The following is a 14,665-nucleotide window of genomic DNA, read 5'->3' as shown; positions in this document are numbered from 1 at the left end:
AAATGATGAACCCGTATGAACAGTACATGCGTGAAATTTCACAACCAATGAGAGACGAGCTAACGAGTGTAGGTTTTGAAGAGTTAGTTACTCCTGAAGAAGTAGATCAATTTATTGCAAACACAAAGGGAACTGCACTTGTATTCGTAAATTCTGTATGTGGTTGCGCTGCTGGATTAGCACGCCCGGCCGCAAGAGCCTCACTAAACAATGAAAAAAAGCCAGACCAAACTGTAACAGTATTTGCTGGACAAGACCGGGAAGCAACCGCGAAGATGCGAGAATATTTCGGTGATATCGAGCCTTCTTCCCCATCGATGGCACTATTAAAAGACGGCCAAGTTGTACACTTCATTCCTCGCGAGCAAATCGAGGGACATGAAACTGAAGATATTGTTGAAAATTTAACAAATGCGTATAATCACTATTGCTAAAAAAGGACTTGCATGATCATCATGCAAGTCCTTTTTTCTTTATTCCTCATTCGTTAAGTTTTGTTTCGCGATTTCCACAAATTCTCGAACCATGCTTCCCCCGATATTGCCACCAACTTTACCGGCATCTTTCGCCTTTAAATCTCCATTATACCCTCTACGAAGATGAATGCCATGTTCCTTTGCAATTTCATATTTCGCTTCATTAGGATCAGTCGTATGCGCAACTTTTGCCTTTAACTGATTTACCTCTTCTCTTGCCTCAGGTACGAGTATACGATGTTTACTCATAATGATTCCCCCCTAGAGGTTCGTGAGAAAATACATTTCTCTTTTTTATTTTTTAAAAAGAGGCCAATTCTATACGCGATAAAAAAATAGCTATGTTTGCCAGCTTTCTACCCATCAATAATCGGATAATAAATATATGGCTGCTCCGGTTCATCAATTATTTCCCAACTTGTCACTTGTATTGAAGGGAGTGGCGTTCCTTGATAATCACCCGTACTAAATGTTCCTTCAACTCTCAGCCATGTATCTTCATCTATTGATGCTGCTTCCGGAACTTCCGATAAAAATCCGACAATACTTGCATCGGCGACACAATGTGTAATAAGAAATCGAGCAAGAACAAGTTCTGATTCCCCAAATTCTTCTTCTTTATACACAAAACCTTCAATCGTAACGTTTCGACCTTCATAATATTCGATGTTAGAGTTGATTTCCTCATAATATATAGAATAAACAGATTCGGTCATGTTAATAGTTGAATTCGAATCTCTTATACCTGTTCTAATTTCTCCATATTCCTCTTCAGTCATTTTGTTGGAATAAAGATTTGGATCTATTTCATCGTCAATTTGCCCATCTTGCCCGTCACTCACTTCAGGATTTTCAGGCTGTGCTACTTTATCTACTTGTGCCTTTGGAGATTTTTCAGCACCAGGTTCTAGTAAAGGTTGCTCATCTTTCGTACTGTTATTGGCTGGCTTGGTGACTTGATTTGTTAATGAAACCATTGCTCCCTTCTTCGCTGCAACTGACGCATCTAACGTCTTAGGAGGTAGCATAAATCCAGTTAAAAGTGGAAATATAATGACACCATATGAGAACCCTCTTCTCCATTTGCCACCTTGATCATGGCTATGATCATGATGACAATGATGGTGATTCGTACAGTCTCCTTGTGCTTTTTCTACCCGAATCTGTGTAATTTGAACAAGGAACAATACGAAAAAGAGCAATGCCCCTATTTGACTTAATTGTTTATATTTTGGATTAATATACTTTAAGATATCACCAGATATATGAAGATGAATGAGAAAATAGGTGAATGCCAGTAAAACAATTGCCCTCAATAATTGTTGACCATTAAATTTCAAAATGCACCCCTCCTTACATAAACCCTTGAAAGGCTATTAATGTAACGAATACTATCACTGTCACTAATAATGAAAAAACAACGACAAATCGAGCTTTAAAGTAATGTAACATCATTATCGTATTTTTCAAATCAAGCATTGGGCCATAAATTAAGAAGCCCATAATAGCTGTCGTTGGGAATAAATTCTTAAATGATGCACCAATGAAAGCATCCGCTTCTGAACAAAGTGAAAGTAAGTAGGCTAGTCCCATCATAACGACCGTTGAAGAAACAAGACCTGTACCGATTTCGAGCAAAGTACCTGTTGCCACATAAGTTTGTACAAAAGCAGCTAAAAATGCCCCAATAATTAAGTACTTACCCATATCAAAAAACTCATCAATGGAATGTTTCATCATACTAACTAATTTTTTCGTAAACGGAGCTTTATAATCTGAAGTTGTCTGTATATTGGACTGCTGCTCTGACGGTTTTAACGGATTGTTCTTGAAAAATAAGCTCACAATGAAACCAATAATCATAGCAATAATAAAACCAAAAACCATTCGATTTAGGGCCACTTTTAATTCATTCCCAAATGCCATATACGTAGAAAGGATAACAATTGGGTTAATAAGCGGACCTGTTAAGAGAAACCCCACCGCTGCATATATAGGTACACCTTTTCCTAGTAATCTACGAATAATAGGAACAATTCCACATTCACAGGCTGGAAAACTTGCACCAACAACACAGCCCATTGTAACAGCTGCAAATTTATTTTTGGGAATCCATCTTTTTATATGGTCCTCAGTGATAAAAATTTGAATCATTCCGGCAATTAAAACTCCAATGAGTACAAATGGTACAGCTTCTATAAGGATGCTTAAAAATATTGTATTTAAATTATAAAATGACGCCGGTAACGTCAGAAAGGTATCAATGGAATGTTGCAATACAGTTATATAAACCAAACTAAACATGATTATGGCTACCAATATATTTGCGAAGTTCGCTTGGACTAGTCTTCCCATTTTCGCCCTCCATTATTTTTATTCCAAATTACAAGTATTATATCGTAATCATTACGATTTTTAAATACAATTTAAATGGAACAAAATGGTGGAAATCTGTCTAACATAAATGTAATTCCATTTTAAAGTCAGTCTCTATATACTTCGATATTTGGCCCGACACCTTTTTAAATCCGTACTTTTCATACATTCGTAATGCTGTTTCTAAATTTTCATTTGTATATAAAATCATTCTCTTCATATTCAATTCTATTGCTTTTTGAATACTGTACTCCATTAATGCCTTCCCTATTTTTAACCCTTTATAATCTTCAGTAACTCCTAATTTTGCAAGTTCGACTGTATCATGATCTACTTTAAGTATTGAGACAGTTCCGACAATGTGCTGTTCATATTTTGCAAAGAAGATAAAACCGCCCTGATCAATAATTGCTCCTTGTGGATCCTGTAATAACTCTTCATCCTCTGGCAATACTGTTACATATTTCTCTAGCCATTCGTAGGATATCTTCCGAAAATCGTTCGCGTATTTCGGGGCAAACGGTATAATCGTCACGTTGTTCATTGACCTTCCTCCTCGGTGACAAACATGATATTCTAATTATAGTACATTCTTTGGAAAGAGGGCGGAATTATGGAAATCTACGTTGATGCAGACGCATGCCCTGTAAAATCAGAAATTATCCATGAAGCAAAACAATTTCAAGTGCCAGTTTTGTTGGTCAAAAGTTATTCACATTTTTCTCATAGCCCTGATCCTGAAGGTGTATCAACGAAATATGTTGATACTGGTGCTGATTCTGTTGATTATCATATTTTACAGTTAGCACAAAAGGGAGATATTATTGTAACTCAGGACTATGGCCTAGCAGCACTTGGTCTAGGAAAAGGTTGTACGGTTCTTCACCATAAAGGATTTATTTTTTCACAAAAGAATATTGATCAATTATTAAATACCCGACACGCTCATGCAAAGGCTAGGCGTAGTGGGGCAAAGACTAAAGGGCCAAAAGCTTTGACAAATGAAGATAAAGAAAATTTTTCCCATTTACTTCGAAACATTTTAACAGAAAAAAGCTGTGAGTAAATCACAGCTTTTTTACGTTAAATGTGCAATAAACGCGGTTGCTATACCAAAATAGATAAACAAGGATAATATATCATTAACGGTAGTAATTAATGGCCCTGATGCAATTGCTGGATCGACATTTAATTTATACAATATGATCGGAATAATTGTTCCCGCTAACGTCCCTATAATTAATGTGATAACAAGTGAACTTCCAACAACAAGACCGAGAAACGGATTGTCTTGCCATACGTATGCAATAATTGCAATTAATAGGCCGCAAACAGTACCAATGATTATCCCTACACCAAACTCCCGTAAAATTAATTTGGTCACGACCGATTTATGTATATCCTTTTGTATAAGACCACGAACTACAACTGCTAATGATTGTGTACCTGTATTCCCCGTCATGCCTGCAATCATTGGCATGAAAAAGGATAATGCCACAACGCGAGACAGGGTTTCTTCAAATTGACTAATGATTGTACCTGAAACAACCCCAATAAAAAGTAACACAATGAGCCAAGGTAAGCGACGATACGCAGCAACAAAGGCTTTTGTATCAAAATCAATTTCTTTACCTGATGCTGATAATTTTTCAATATCCTCATTCGCCTCTTTTATGACAACATCAATAATATCATCTACGGTAACAATCCCTAAAAGTATATCATTTTGACCAACAACTGGGATTGCGACGAAATCATACCTTTCAATAAGCTGTGCTACCTCTTCCTGGTCAGTATCGGCATTAACAGAAATCACTCTAGTAAACATAATGTCTTCTATCTTTGCTTCAATATCAGCTAAAATTATTTCTCGATATGAAACAACACCAACTAAACGTTTTGCTTCGTCAATTACATATAAATAATTAATGGTTTCAGCTAGTTCGGCAAATGATTTTAATTTTTCAACCGTTTGTCTCACCGTATAATGTTTCGGTATCCACACAAAACGATTTGTCATTAACCGCCCTGCTGTTTCAGGAGGGTAGTTCATTAAATTCTGAACAATTTTGGATTCTTCTGTTTTCATTCCTGACAGGAGAGTTTCAACTTGCTCTTCGTCTAATTCTCCAATCATACTTGCAATATCATCATTGTCCATTAAATCCATTACTTTAGCAGATTTTTCAATCCCTAATTTGGTTAATACTTCTAGTTGTTTTTCTTTGTCTAATTCTTGAATTAAGTCTGCTAATTGTTCAGTTTCTAATAAAAGCAAAAATTGAACTTGTTGTTTCGCCTCTAGCAACTCATATATACGAGCAATATCATACGGTTGTAATTCATCTAGAACAGATTGAAAATCGTTCTTTCGTGATTTGTGGAGTATGTCAATAATATGATCTTTCGTATTATGCTCTGCCATAAATATGTTCCCCTTTGTGCCACGAATAACTGCTTCCCTATTTTATTTAACCAGACCATAACCACTATAAACATATTTCCATTAATATGAAAGGCTATCTTATATTATCTCCTACTCAAAATAAGGTATGTATGCTGTGCAAGTCAAAAAGGAAGCCATAGTCAACGTCGATATATATGAAAGTTATTTCCACTTCCATATAGGGAGATTGAATCATTTTTAAAGATGTGCTTGTCTTCAAAACGATTTCAACTATAATATGCTTAACAATTAAAAAAAGTTTTTTCCCACACCCCCAAAAGAGCATTTAAGGCTTCGTATATTGTAGTAGATTTAAGGGGTACTAAAATACAGTTAATTGTTTAATGGCAAACTTAGTGAAAACTAAGGACGCAAAGCTATAGGGGCTAATGGATTACACCTATGCCAGCCAGCTACCGGTTACTGGATAAACACATCCACGTAAGCGGATGTGTTTTTTATTAAGATAGGTAGGGAGGGGAATTGTTGAAGCGGCACATATTGTTAAGCTTAATCTTCATGTTCTTATTGGTCATCGTTCTCGCAGCATGTAAGAATGAGAATCAACGAGATGAGAATCATCAAAACAAGTTTGATGATCGAAAAGAAGAACAAGAAGTGTTATACGATAACGATGATTTCAACCTAATAGTATATGAAACTGATAGTTGGAACGTTGATGAAGAGAAAAAGGATGAACATAAGCTTATCGTATCCTTTCAAAATGAACAGTCAACAGCCATCATAACATCAGTCAATACAGAGAAAAACTTTGATGAAATTAAACAAGAACTAAAAACCGCCTCAGGAAACGTAGAGATTATTCAAAACAGCGCAAACCAAATATCCTTTAAATCAAAGCGAAAAAGTAGTATTCGAACTGATATTTACTTAGAAAAGCAAGATCATCATACGTATATCTACAGTTTTAAAACGCCTGTAGCCAAGTACGATGAGGCAGCTGCAGAAAGTATAAACCAATTCAAAACGAATATAACCATAAATTAAAAGGAGTGTATATTATGAAAAAACTAACAAGTATTGTCTTAAGTTTTGCTATTATAACCGGAGGACAAGTATTCGCCGATGAACATGAAACAGATGAGCGTGAAATAGAAGTTGTAAGCCCTGATTCAGATCTTTACGACACGACACGTGAAATGGAAGACGCAGAATATGCGTTAACCGAGGATTCGGTTGATAAGGTCATTCTTCAAGATGAATATGCCGATAAAAGATTAAAAGAAGCTGAACTCGTCATTGAGACAGGCGATGAGGAAAAAGCAGAAGAATTACTTGAAGATGCTGAAGAGAACGTTAGTGAAGCAGAAAGAGTGTTAACAGAAGCAGAGGAAAAAGGCGAAGATTTATCTGAAATTGAGAGAGTTGTTACAGAAAATGTTCAAAAACGTACAGAACAGTTAAATACGTTATTAGAACGTGAAGATTTACCACAGGCTGCAAAAAATAGTATTCAAAACGCATTAAAACACCAAGAAAAAGCTGTTACTAAACTACAAAAAGCTCTAGATAAAGCAAATAAAGCTTTAGAAGAAGCGGAAACTGAAGAAGAAGTAGAAAAAGCATTAGAGAAGGCTGAAAAAAAGGCTGAAAAAGCACTAGAAAAAGCGGAAAAGAAAGCGGAAAAGGCGGAAAAGAAAGCTGATAAAAAAGCGAATAAAGGAAAAGGTAAGAAAAAGGGTCACAAAAAAGATGATGATGACGATGAAGAACGCGAAGACGAAGAGCGTGAAGATGAACGCAAAGATGAAGAACGCGAAGGCGAAGAGCGTGAAGATGAACACAAAGATAATGATGATGAAGATGATGACGAAGACGATGATGACGAAGATGACGAATAATTTTTATAAGTAATGATTAGTAACCCTCCTGTTGGAGGGTTTTTATTTTTGTTTTTGTTAAAACCTATTGTATGGTAGCCTATATATAACCTAGTAAAAAGAAAGTAAGTGGTGTTCATCAATGAATCTACATGTTAAATTTTATTTATTCATTATCTTAATACTTTATAGTCTCGCTTTTCCTGTTGAAATTTACGCCCACTCTTCCATTGAAAAAACGTCTCCCCAGAACAATCGTGAAGTTACGGAAAACATAAAAAAAATTGAGATCTGGTTTCAAGACCCAATTGAAATCCATTCTGAATCTATCACGATAAATAGGGATGACGAAATGATAGATATCGGTAACGTGCATTTACGGAATGAACGTAACACTCACATCGAAATTATGTTTGATAGAACGTTACGTCCAGGCCATTATAGTGTCGAAATAGAGGCAATCGCTCAAGACGGAGATGTGATAAGGGAGAATTTTCAATTCTACATAAGTACAACTCATAAAGAAAACAATGAAACTAAAGATTTAAAACTGATTACTTCCAAGCCCAAAGACGGTGATTTAGTTAAGGGACAAGTTGATGAAATCGAATTATGGTTTAACGAACCTGTTCAAGTTGCAATGATGGGCTTATTTAACGATCAAAAACAAATGATTATGAATGAACCTATCGTAGACCCAAATGACCCTAGCCATGTAACACTACATGTGGAAGAACCACTTGAAATGGGGAGTTACCAACTGTCATGGTTTGTCCGTCCAGCAGATCCAGACAAAAATGAAGAAAAAATGGGAATCTTTTATTTTGCCGTAAACGAATTTACCTCAATAGAAGGTCAACAGGAGATAGATCAACCATCACTTATTACCAACTTCGATACAAAACAATTCAGTCACTTCCTGATGATTGGAGGTATACTGGTACTGTTTGGCCTATCTTGTTACCAGCGGTTCATAGCAATAAGGACTAATAATAAGAAGATAGACTGGATTAATCTATGTTTGCTATTTATTACACTCCTTGGATACATTATATACTTACTTTATACAATAAACGTTTTATCTGTAGAAAGCTTTCAAGAACTAATCAAATTAAACATATTCCAATTCCCTACCGTACAAGTATTCTTCATACTATGTGCTTTTATGTTTAAAAGGTATCGTTACGTATTATTCGCCCTCTCTTTATTATTATTTTCTTTTTATACAGGGCACTCATCTTATCCTAGATATGGTGGGATGATTAATATAACAATGAACTCAATACACCTTCTTTCCATCGGAATCTGGATTGGAGGGTTAGTTGGGTTACTTACAGGTGTACGTACGAAAGCATTACTGACAAAGTTTTCCAAGTGGGCTCTCATTAGTGTAATGCTTACTATTGTGACCGGAATTTGGATGTCAATTCAATTTGTTCCCTCTTACACTTTTTCCTCCTGGGCGAGCAGCAATTGGGGAACATTTATAATAATTAAAATCATTCTCGTCATCATAGTGAGCATTTTTGCATTATATAATCGAAAATTGATTCGCCTAGGTTCTACTACTGTTCAACCGCAAGTTGTAGCGGAGCTGTGTATTGGTATAGTCATTATTCTGATTGCGTCTGCGCTAATTATAGCTTCACCTGGTGCAGCTGAACAAGGAGTTTATGCAGATAAACACAGTGGGGATAATCGTAAAATTGAGGTCGATATAACACCGTTTCAACCAGGGTATAATGATATGACATTTCAAATTAAATCATTGGATGCAAACATTAAAGATGTTTACGTCACCCTTTCGATGCCGCCAAATTGGGAGAAAAGAAACCGAGCATTTCAAATTAATGATAACATCTATAAAATTACAGGACTGAACATACATGCAGCAGGTACTACCTTTATGGAAGTAGAAGTAGTAAAAGAAGACAATACAGTGGAAACCTTTCCTTTTAAAATGATAACACCAGGGGAAATTCGTCTTAACGAGTAAATTATATTTTAAACATTTTATAGGAGCATTCGATATCGAATGCTCCTTATCTATTTCTCTATATGTTGAAACCCTTGCAAACGACTACTTTTATGACAGATAAGATAAAGTATAAAATATATTATAAAGGAATACGTATTGTACCAATTAATTGGTTCATAATATTGAAAATAAACAAACAGTGGTTCACCAACAAATGCCGTTAAAAAAGCGAATAGGAATGCTTTTATATATGGAGATAACTTCGGCTTCCACTCAAGCAATAACATGATTATGACCGGAATTAATGTCCAGTCCCACGGTAGATAAGCAGGTATCCACGGAAAAACCTCATAATAATACATCCACAATCCAAACTGAACACCTAAAAAATCTAAAAAAGAGGCAATAATAGTTGCAATAAAACCGACAAAGAGCAATCGATATCTTCGCTCACGACTATGCACTACGAACCACATTACCCAAGGAACCACTGACAATGCGACACTTCCCCACCAATGAGGGGTAAATAATATATGTTCTATCCACGTATTCAACTTTATATGGTTAGCTGTTTCGATAAGCTCATAAGAATGATTTATTTCTGTTTTTAGTTGAACATTCATCTCATTCAACTACCTTTTATTTTTAGCATGGGTGAAATGTCCTGAATTTATGCCAACTAATAAAAAGTGCGGCTTTACCTTTATCCGCACTTCATGATCAAGTTTACTTATTTTTAGATATAATATATTCTGTAGCCGCCTTTGTAGATGTGAAAAATTGTTCCTGATCAGAAAAACCGTGCAAATGTTTTGCTAGTTGAGGTTTAATGCCTACAATTAACGGATCGGCTCCCATAACTTTAAGTGCTTGAACCATCCGTTCTAATTGATAACGTATTTCCTCAGTCCATTCTGTTACACCATTTAAATCGATTGCAACATAATCTGCTTTGCGGCTTTTACATTCGTTTAAAATTTTGTAAATCACTTTGTCCAATCTTTTCTCATCTAGAGGTCCAATTAGGGGTACTGCCAGAGCATTTTCCCATATATGTAAAATGGGAACGGATAACTCACTGATTAATTGTTCTTTTCTCTCATCCTCTTGTGCTTTCGTCGTAATATCCATTAATAATACAACATAACCCTTTATTTCCCCTTCAACTTTAACAGGGTTAATAATGATATCGGCTATATACGTATCTTTAATATTTATTCTCGAACTATGTGTAGTTGTTAAGTTATCCATAATTGATTTTTGGTAGGCTGGTTTTCTATGAAAATGGCCCATATTTACTCCGATAAGATCCTCTACATGATCAATATTAAAAAGCGGGACTACATGTTCCATCAATTGAACCGCTGCTTCATTTAACCAGATCACATTGTATGCTTTATCAGCTAAAATGATATTTTCATTAATTGCGTTTAATACCGTAACTTCAGACATAAATTCCGGAAATTTCCCTAACGATTTCACAAATATCAGCCAACCTCTCACCGCTAAACTTTGTATCGATAAATTAATCTTCTTTCTATAATAAAACTTTATGAATGTAAAAGGAAGTATGTTCTAAAATTAAGTACGAAAAGAAAATGGATTAATACATATTTTATTAACATCCGTGAACATTAATTATAAGATGGATAATAAAGGAAGTAGGATATACGATGAGAATCCAAGAGTATATAAATTTAGGTTGGAATATTGAATCCTATATTTATGTAACAGTCATCCTATTCGGTATTGTTACGCTAATCTACTTTTTAAGGTTAAACTGGAAGTTGTATGGATTATTATTTCTATTGGCTACAATTATTGGGAACGTCTTATGTTACATCTTTGTGAAGCTTGGTTTTTATTCATACCCTTATGTTCTATTTCCAAAGATTCTCATTATGCCAGTAACAGCTGTTACATTTGCATTCCCCGCATTTGTACTTATCGGTGTTTATTTTAGTCCTGTTAAATGGGTTTGGAAAATACCGTTCTACTGGACACTCATACATATAGGGATGTTTTGTGAAACTTATGCTTTAAATAAGACGAGGATCATTGAATATAATTTCAAATGGGACTTTTGGGACTCCTATACGTGGTGGTGGATTTTCTTCTTATTATTCGAATGGATAGGAGGCTTAATCATACCGAGTCACTTACGTCGTCCAATCAACCTCCATCACTTACAGTATGGTAGGATTGGCTGGGCCATTATTCATTTCGTCCTCATCGTGACCATTTTTTTAGGCGGTTATTACGTGGGAACTATGCAGTAATCATTAGATGAACAAAAGAAGGGTGGACACTTATCCTTCTTTTGTCACTTCTTGTTTCTGCAAACTATTTTGAACGCCTCTTTTCAACGTATACACGCTGTTGACATTCTTATTTGTCCTCTTCAGTTCCCCCTCGATCAATACAATGATCAAGTTGGCAAAGCCGTAACTGTAGCTATCCCGGTATTTAACATTATTGATAACAGTAATGTGCTCGTATCCGAATATCCTAGCACCCACTTTTCTGTTAAATCCTCAAATGGTATATGCTCCAATATTTCAAAAAGTAGCTCTCCTCCCCTCGGAGGGATAATCATATCAATTTCATCATCTTTCATCATATTAAGAAACTCAATAGCCCTTTGTTTGGATGGTGCAGATTTCGCTTTTTCTTGCTGCCATACTGTGTCCCACAAACAACGTTATATCCTCTTTCACTGATTCGACTTAACGATGATCGAAACATTGCATGAAGTGAAACAGGGATTCCAGAAGAGGGGGCTGTAACACCAATCGTTCCGTTTTTCTTAAAACGAGGATACGTAATCATTTAATTTCCTCATATTCAACCTTTGGTTAATTTTACCACATATTAAAAATGACTACATAAATTGTAGTCATTTTTGCTTTGACATCACTTCACTCCAATTCCCACTTTCATCTTTCATCATTAAAACATATCTATCAGTCTTTTCTACAACATCAATATGATAATATACAATCTTCTTGTCTCGCTCATCTACATATTCAGGGGAATTGTCAATATAACTTAAATAGCGGTCTTTCTTATGTATTGTTGTCGTATAGATCGTTTCTTCCCCCCAATTCACCTTAAACACAATCGTTTTAGGCTTATGTGTACTAGACCAAACTCTGTTCACGACAAACATCATATCATCATTGAGTCTTCTTTTTATCGTACGTACTTTGTTTTCCGTTAACGGTTCCCCAGTATCTAAATACTGATCTAAAACATTATTTTTTGCGGTTCCGTAGTTTAAAGTAACCTTTAACTGTTTTGTTTCATCATGAAATGTAAATGTTTCTACGATAGCAAAATCTAAGTGATTTGGCCGGTTTAATTCGTCCTTTATTTCTTCTCTTACCGGCATTTGTTCTTTTTGTATTTCATGCACAATTATATGTGTATATAGGGGAATAACGAACAGAGAAATCAATCCTATTGATACAATATGGAAAACCTTTTTCATTTTCCAATTTCGGATAAACATAACGATACCAATGAAATATAACAATAGAAAACCATAACGTATTAGAGGTCGATCATCTAATTCATATGCAATATGATATAAAGTTGTATTTCCATTGAATAATTGAAACAGCTTCCCTTCTATATAAAGCCAACCCCCACATAATAATAACAGTGAATAAATAACAAACGATAGTTTCGTATTCAATGCTCTCTCCCCTTAAATAAAAATCCGAATTTTGTTACTAACACCTTATTTTATCATATAAAAAGAGCTCCTCAGCGCTGGGGAGCTCCTTAAAAACTAAATTAGTACCCTAAAAACAGTTTTTCATTCTTTAGACGTAAGTGCAAAGAAACCTACAATAACTCGCTCTTTTTAACCTTGATAAGAAATATCTATTTATGAAATTGCATGTATTGCTGAATTAATTGGTCCATTTCCTTTGAACATTGTAATACTTGTTCATTGTTAAGGCCCTTTTCATGAGCGCACTGGTTTAACTCTTTCCGTTTTTCCTCAATTTGCTGTAGAAGTGTGTTCCTCTCCGACATTTAACTCAAATACCTCCATTAGTCTAATAGGTAAAAACAAAAAAACAGGTATGCCGTAAGAAACTCGACACACCTGTTTTAGGAAATGTTTCTTCGGCGGCCCGGCTACCGTAGCGATTTGCTTTAGGCCCGTGGCTTTGCGTCCTTATCTTTCGATAAGTTTGCCTTTTTCGGTTAAAAAGAACTATTATTCTATAGTAAATTATACCTTCATTAACAAATAAATCAATAGTTTTTACCTAATAATTTCATTAAGAAAGATTAATGACTATGACTATTGACTCATTGGAGGGTGGTTTATTTAAATTGGAATATGTTCGACAGTTTTTAAAGATCTATCATGAAAAGATAGCTTGTAGATGTCAGGCATGTTTAGCTGTTTCCAAAATGAGTAGCCATACTTCTCATCAAAATAATTCATGATAAGCACCATAATATTTCCATGTGTACCAATTACAATATTTTCCCCTTTATACGTTTGTAAAATCCACATCATTGTTTTCACACCTCTTTGTTGAGCTACAACATTAGATTCTCCACCACTCCACGAAAAAGAGTAGTCACTCCATACCTTTTCACTAGCGTAGTCAAAATTGTCCACAGAAACTCCTGCTAATTTTCTCTCTCTTAAATCAGCTTCAATGATGACCTTTTGATTGAGTTGCTTAGCAACTCCTTCAACTGTTTGTATAGCCCGTTTGTATGGGCTTGAAATTACACAGTCAATCTCCTCTTGTTTCAACCGATTCGTAACCCTTTTTGTATCTTCCATCCCTCTATTGGATAATGGCCTTCTTAGTTCATCTGGTGTATAAATGGAATGGGCATGACGAACAAAAAATATAGTAGTACTCATAAAAAATCCCCTTTTTTTAAAAAACTTGTTTTAAATGTTCGTATATGTTATATTATTTAAATGCGATATATTGAATAAAGTAACTGGCATCCACTTATGTTTTTCGGAACTGCTTACTCACACTGGATCGGCTTCGGAGCCGTAAGGACGTAAGAGAGGTAGGGCTTACGTTGTTTAGGTTAAAACATCCAGGTGGAATATAACCGCGGCATAGATAATAAAAATTATAAATTTAAAACATTATTTTCAATATATTCAAAAAGCGAACGAGAAACAGCTCGTTCGCTTTTTCAATTTATAAGCTAATGCTACGTACCTCAACCTTAGTGATTCTCTAGCAGTTTTTTACTTCAGTCCTAACTTTTTTTTTATTGCATTTCCTTCTTTTCGGACCTTCGCCCACTTATACGGAAGTGTTCTAATTTCTCCACTGTTCTTTGCATCTTCCAAATGTTCCAATGCTTCTAAAATAATACTCCGTTGTAATTCCTTGTGAAAGGGAACGCCAAAATGATGTCCCATCATAAAAGGTACAAACACTGACCTTGGTGGTTTTATATATTCTGTCACATCTAATGCTACTGACATGGATACAGTAGGAATTCCTCTATTCTCTATAGCGCGCTGAACTAGCGCGATCGACTGATG

At 35.3% G+C, this 14,665-nt stretch carries 17 protein-coding genes, 1 pseudogene and 2 riboswitches; of the genes and pseudogenes, 6 read left to right on the top strand and 12 right to left on the bottom strand.

Going from position 1 to position 14,665, the window contains the following annotated elements; all coding sequences use genetic code 11:
• Window positions 1-2 precede the first annotated feature (2 nt).
• On the top strand, window positions 3-434 hold the full coding sequence (locus NLW78_RS01150; protein WP_254494464.1) for a BrxA/BrxB family bacilliredoxin: 432 nt from the start codon (window positions 3-5) through the stop codon (window positions 432-434).
• A 39-nt stretch (window positions 435-473) separates the two neighbouring features.
• Here NLW78_RS01150 and NLW78_RS01145 read toward each other — a convergent pair whose 3' ends face one another.
• From NLW78_RS01145 to NLW78_RS01130, 4 genes are all read right to left on the bottom strand, one after another.
• Window positions 474-725, bottom strand: a complete 252-nt coding sequence (locus NLW78_RS01145; RefSeq protein ID WP_302328399.1) for an alpha/beta-type small acid-soluble spore protein — start codon at window positions 723-725, stop codon at window positions 474-476.
• Window positions 726-832: 107 nt separating this feature from the next.
• Complete coding sequence (locus tag NLW78_RS01140; protein WP_254494463.1) at window positions 833-1,816, bottom strand: TIGR03943 family putative permease subunit; 984 nt, start codon at window positions 1,814-1,816, stop codon at window positions 833-835.
• A gap of 13 nt (window positions 1,817-1,829) precedes the next feature.
• Window positions 1,830-2,780 (bottom strand): permease, encoded by a 951-nt coding sequence (locus NLW78_RS01135; protein WP_254496070.1) that lies wholly within the window; start codon window positions 2,778-2,780, stop codon window positions 1,830-1,832.
• Window positions 2,781-2,931: 151 nt separating this feature from the next.
• Complete coding sequence (locus NLW78_RS01130; RefSeq protein WP_254494462.1) at window positions 2,932-3,396, bottom strand: GNAT family N-acetyltransferase; 465 nt, start codon at window positions 3,394-3,396, stop codon at window positions 2,932-2,934.
• Between the two features lie 69 nt (window positions 3,397-3,465).
• Here NLW78_RS01130 and NLW78_RS01125 point away from each other — a divergent pair, with 69 nt between their 5' ends.
• Entirely contained in the window at window positions 3,466-3,918 is a 453-nt protein-coding gene (locus tag NLW78_RS01125; protein WP_254494461.1) for a YaiI/YqxD family protein, read from the top strand.
• Window positions 3,919-3,930: 12 nt separating this feature from the next.
• Here NLW78_RS01125 and mgtE read toward each other — a convergent pair whose 3' ends face one another.
• The gene (mgtE, locus tag NLW78_RS01120; protein ID WP_254494460.1) at window positions 3,931-5,277 is read right to left on the bottom strand and encodes a magnesium transporter; all 1,347 of its coding nucleotides are present in this window, start codon (window positions 5,275-5,277) and stop codon (window positions 3,931-3,933) included.
• 357 nt (window positions 5,278-5,634) lie between these two features.
• Window positions 5,635-5,719, top strand: a riboswitch (cyclic di-GMP riboswitch).
• 65 nt (window positions 5,720-5,784) lie between these two features.
• Here mgtE and NLW78_RS01115 point away from each other — a divergent pair.
• From NLW78_RS01115 to NLW78_RS01105, 3 genes are all read left to right on the top strand, one after another.
• On the top strand, window positions 5,785-6,306 hold the full coding sequence (locus NLW78_RS01115; RefSeq protein WP_254494459.1) for a hypothetical protein: 522 nt from the start codon (window positions 5,785-5,787) through the stop codon (window positions 6,304-6,306).
• 14 nt (window positions 6,307-6,320) lie between these two features.
• On the top strand, window positions 6,321-7,160 hold the full coding sequence (locus tag NLW78_RS01110) for a DUF5667 domain-containing protein (protein WP_254494458.1): 840 nt from the start codon (window positions 6,321-6,323) through the stop codon (window positions 7,158-7,160).
• A 121-nt stretch (window positions 7,161-7,281) separates the two neighbouring features.
• A complete protein-coding gene (locus tag NLW78_RS01105) occupies window positions 7,282-9,135 on the top strand; it encodes a copper resistance CopC/CopD family protein (RefSeq protein ID WP_254494457.1) in 1,854 nt (617 codons plus the stop codon).
• A 50-nt stretch (window positions 9,136-9,185) separates the two neighbouring features.
• Here NLW78_RS01105 and NLW78_RS01100 read toward each other — a convergent pair whose 3' ends face one another.
• Both NLW78_RS01100 and NLW78_RS01095 read right to left on the bottom strand, forming a co-directional pair.
• Entirely contained in the window at window positions 9,186-9,740 is a 555-nt protein-coding gene (locus tag NLW78_RS01100; RefSeq protein WP_254494456.1) for a CBO0543 family protein, read from the bottom strand.
• A gap of 103 nt (window positions 9,741-9,843) precedes the next feature.
• The gene (locus tag NLW78_RS01095; RefSeq protein WP_254494455.1) at window positions 9,844-10,599 is read right to left on the bottom strand and encodes an STAS domain-containing protein; all 756 of its coding nucleotides are present in this window, start codon (window positions 10,597-10,599) and stop codon (window positions 9,844-9,846) included.
• A 191-nt stretch (window positions 10,600-10,790) separates the two neighbouring features.
• On the opposite strand from NLW78_RS01095, the gene NLW78_RS01090 reads away from it, so the two are divergent.
• Window positions 10,791-11,396, top strand: coding sequence for a CBO0543 family protein (locus tag NLW78_RS01090; RefSeq protein WP_254494454.1), 606 nt, complete (start codon window positions 10,791-10,793; stop codon window positions 11,394-11,396).
• A 170-nt stretch (window positions 11,397-11,566) separates the two neighbouring features.
• Here the strand turns inward: NLW78_RS01090 and NLW78_RS01085 are convergent.
• From NLW78_RS01085 to NLW78_RS01065, 5 genes and pseudogenes are all read right to left on the bottom strand, one after another.
• A pseudogene (locus NLW78_RS01085) lies at window positions 11,567-11,946 on the bottom strand (LD-carboxypeptidase); the annotation flags it as partial.
• A gap of 67 nt (window positions 11,947-12,013) precedes the next feature.
• Window positions 12,014-12,814, bottom strand: coding sequence for a hypothetical protein (locus tag NLW78_RS01080; protein WP_254494453.1), 801 nt, complete (start codon window positions 12,812-12,814; stop codon window positions 12,014-12,016).
• Window positions 12,815-13,005: 191 nt separating this feature from the next.
• On the bottom strand, window positions 13,006-13,161 hold the full coding sequence (locus NLW78_RS01075; RefSeq protein ID WP_254494452.1) for an aspartyl-phosphate phosphatase Spo0E family protein: 156 nt from the start codon (window positions 13,159-13,161) through the stop codon (window positions 13,006-13,008).
• A gap of 92 nt (window positions 13,162-13,253) precedes the next feature.
• Window positions 13,254-13,337: riboswitch (cyclic di-GMP riboswitch) on the bottom strand.
• Between the two features lie 125 nt (window positions 13,338-13,462).
• Complete coding sequence (locus tag NLW78_RS01070; protein WP_254494451.1) at window positions 13,463-14,017, bottom strand: histidine phosphatase family protein; 555 nt, start codon at window positions 14,015-14,017, stop codon at window positions 13,463-13,465.
• 345 nt (window positions 14,018-14,362) lie between these two features.
• Window positions 14,363-14,605, bottom strand: coding sequence for a hypothetical protein (locus tag NLW78_RS01065; RefSeq protein WP_254494450.1), 243 nt, complete (start codon window positions 14,603-14,605; stop codon window positions 14,363-14,365).
• Window positions 14,606-14,665 lie beyond the last annotated feature (60 nt).

This window comes from Salirhabdus salicampi, from assembly GCF_024259515.1.
Lineage (GTDB): Bacteria > Bacillota > Bacilli > Bacillales > Alkalibacillaceae > Salirhabdus_A > Salirhabdus_A salicampi.
Note: the sequence above shows the minus strand (reverse complement) of the source record. Positions and strands in the feature narration are given on the sequence as shown.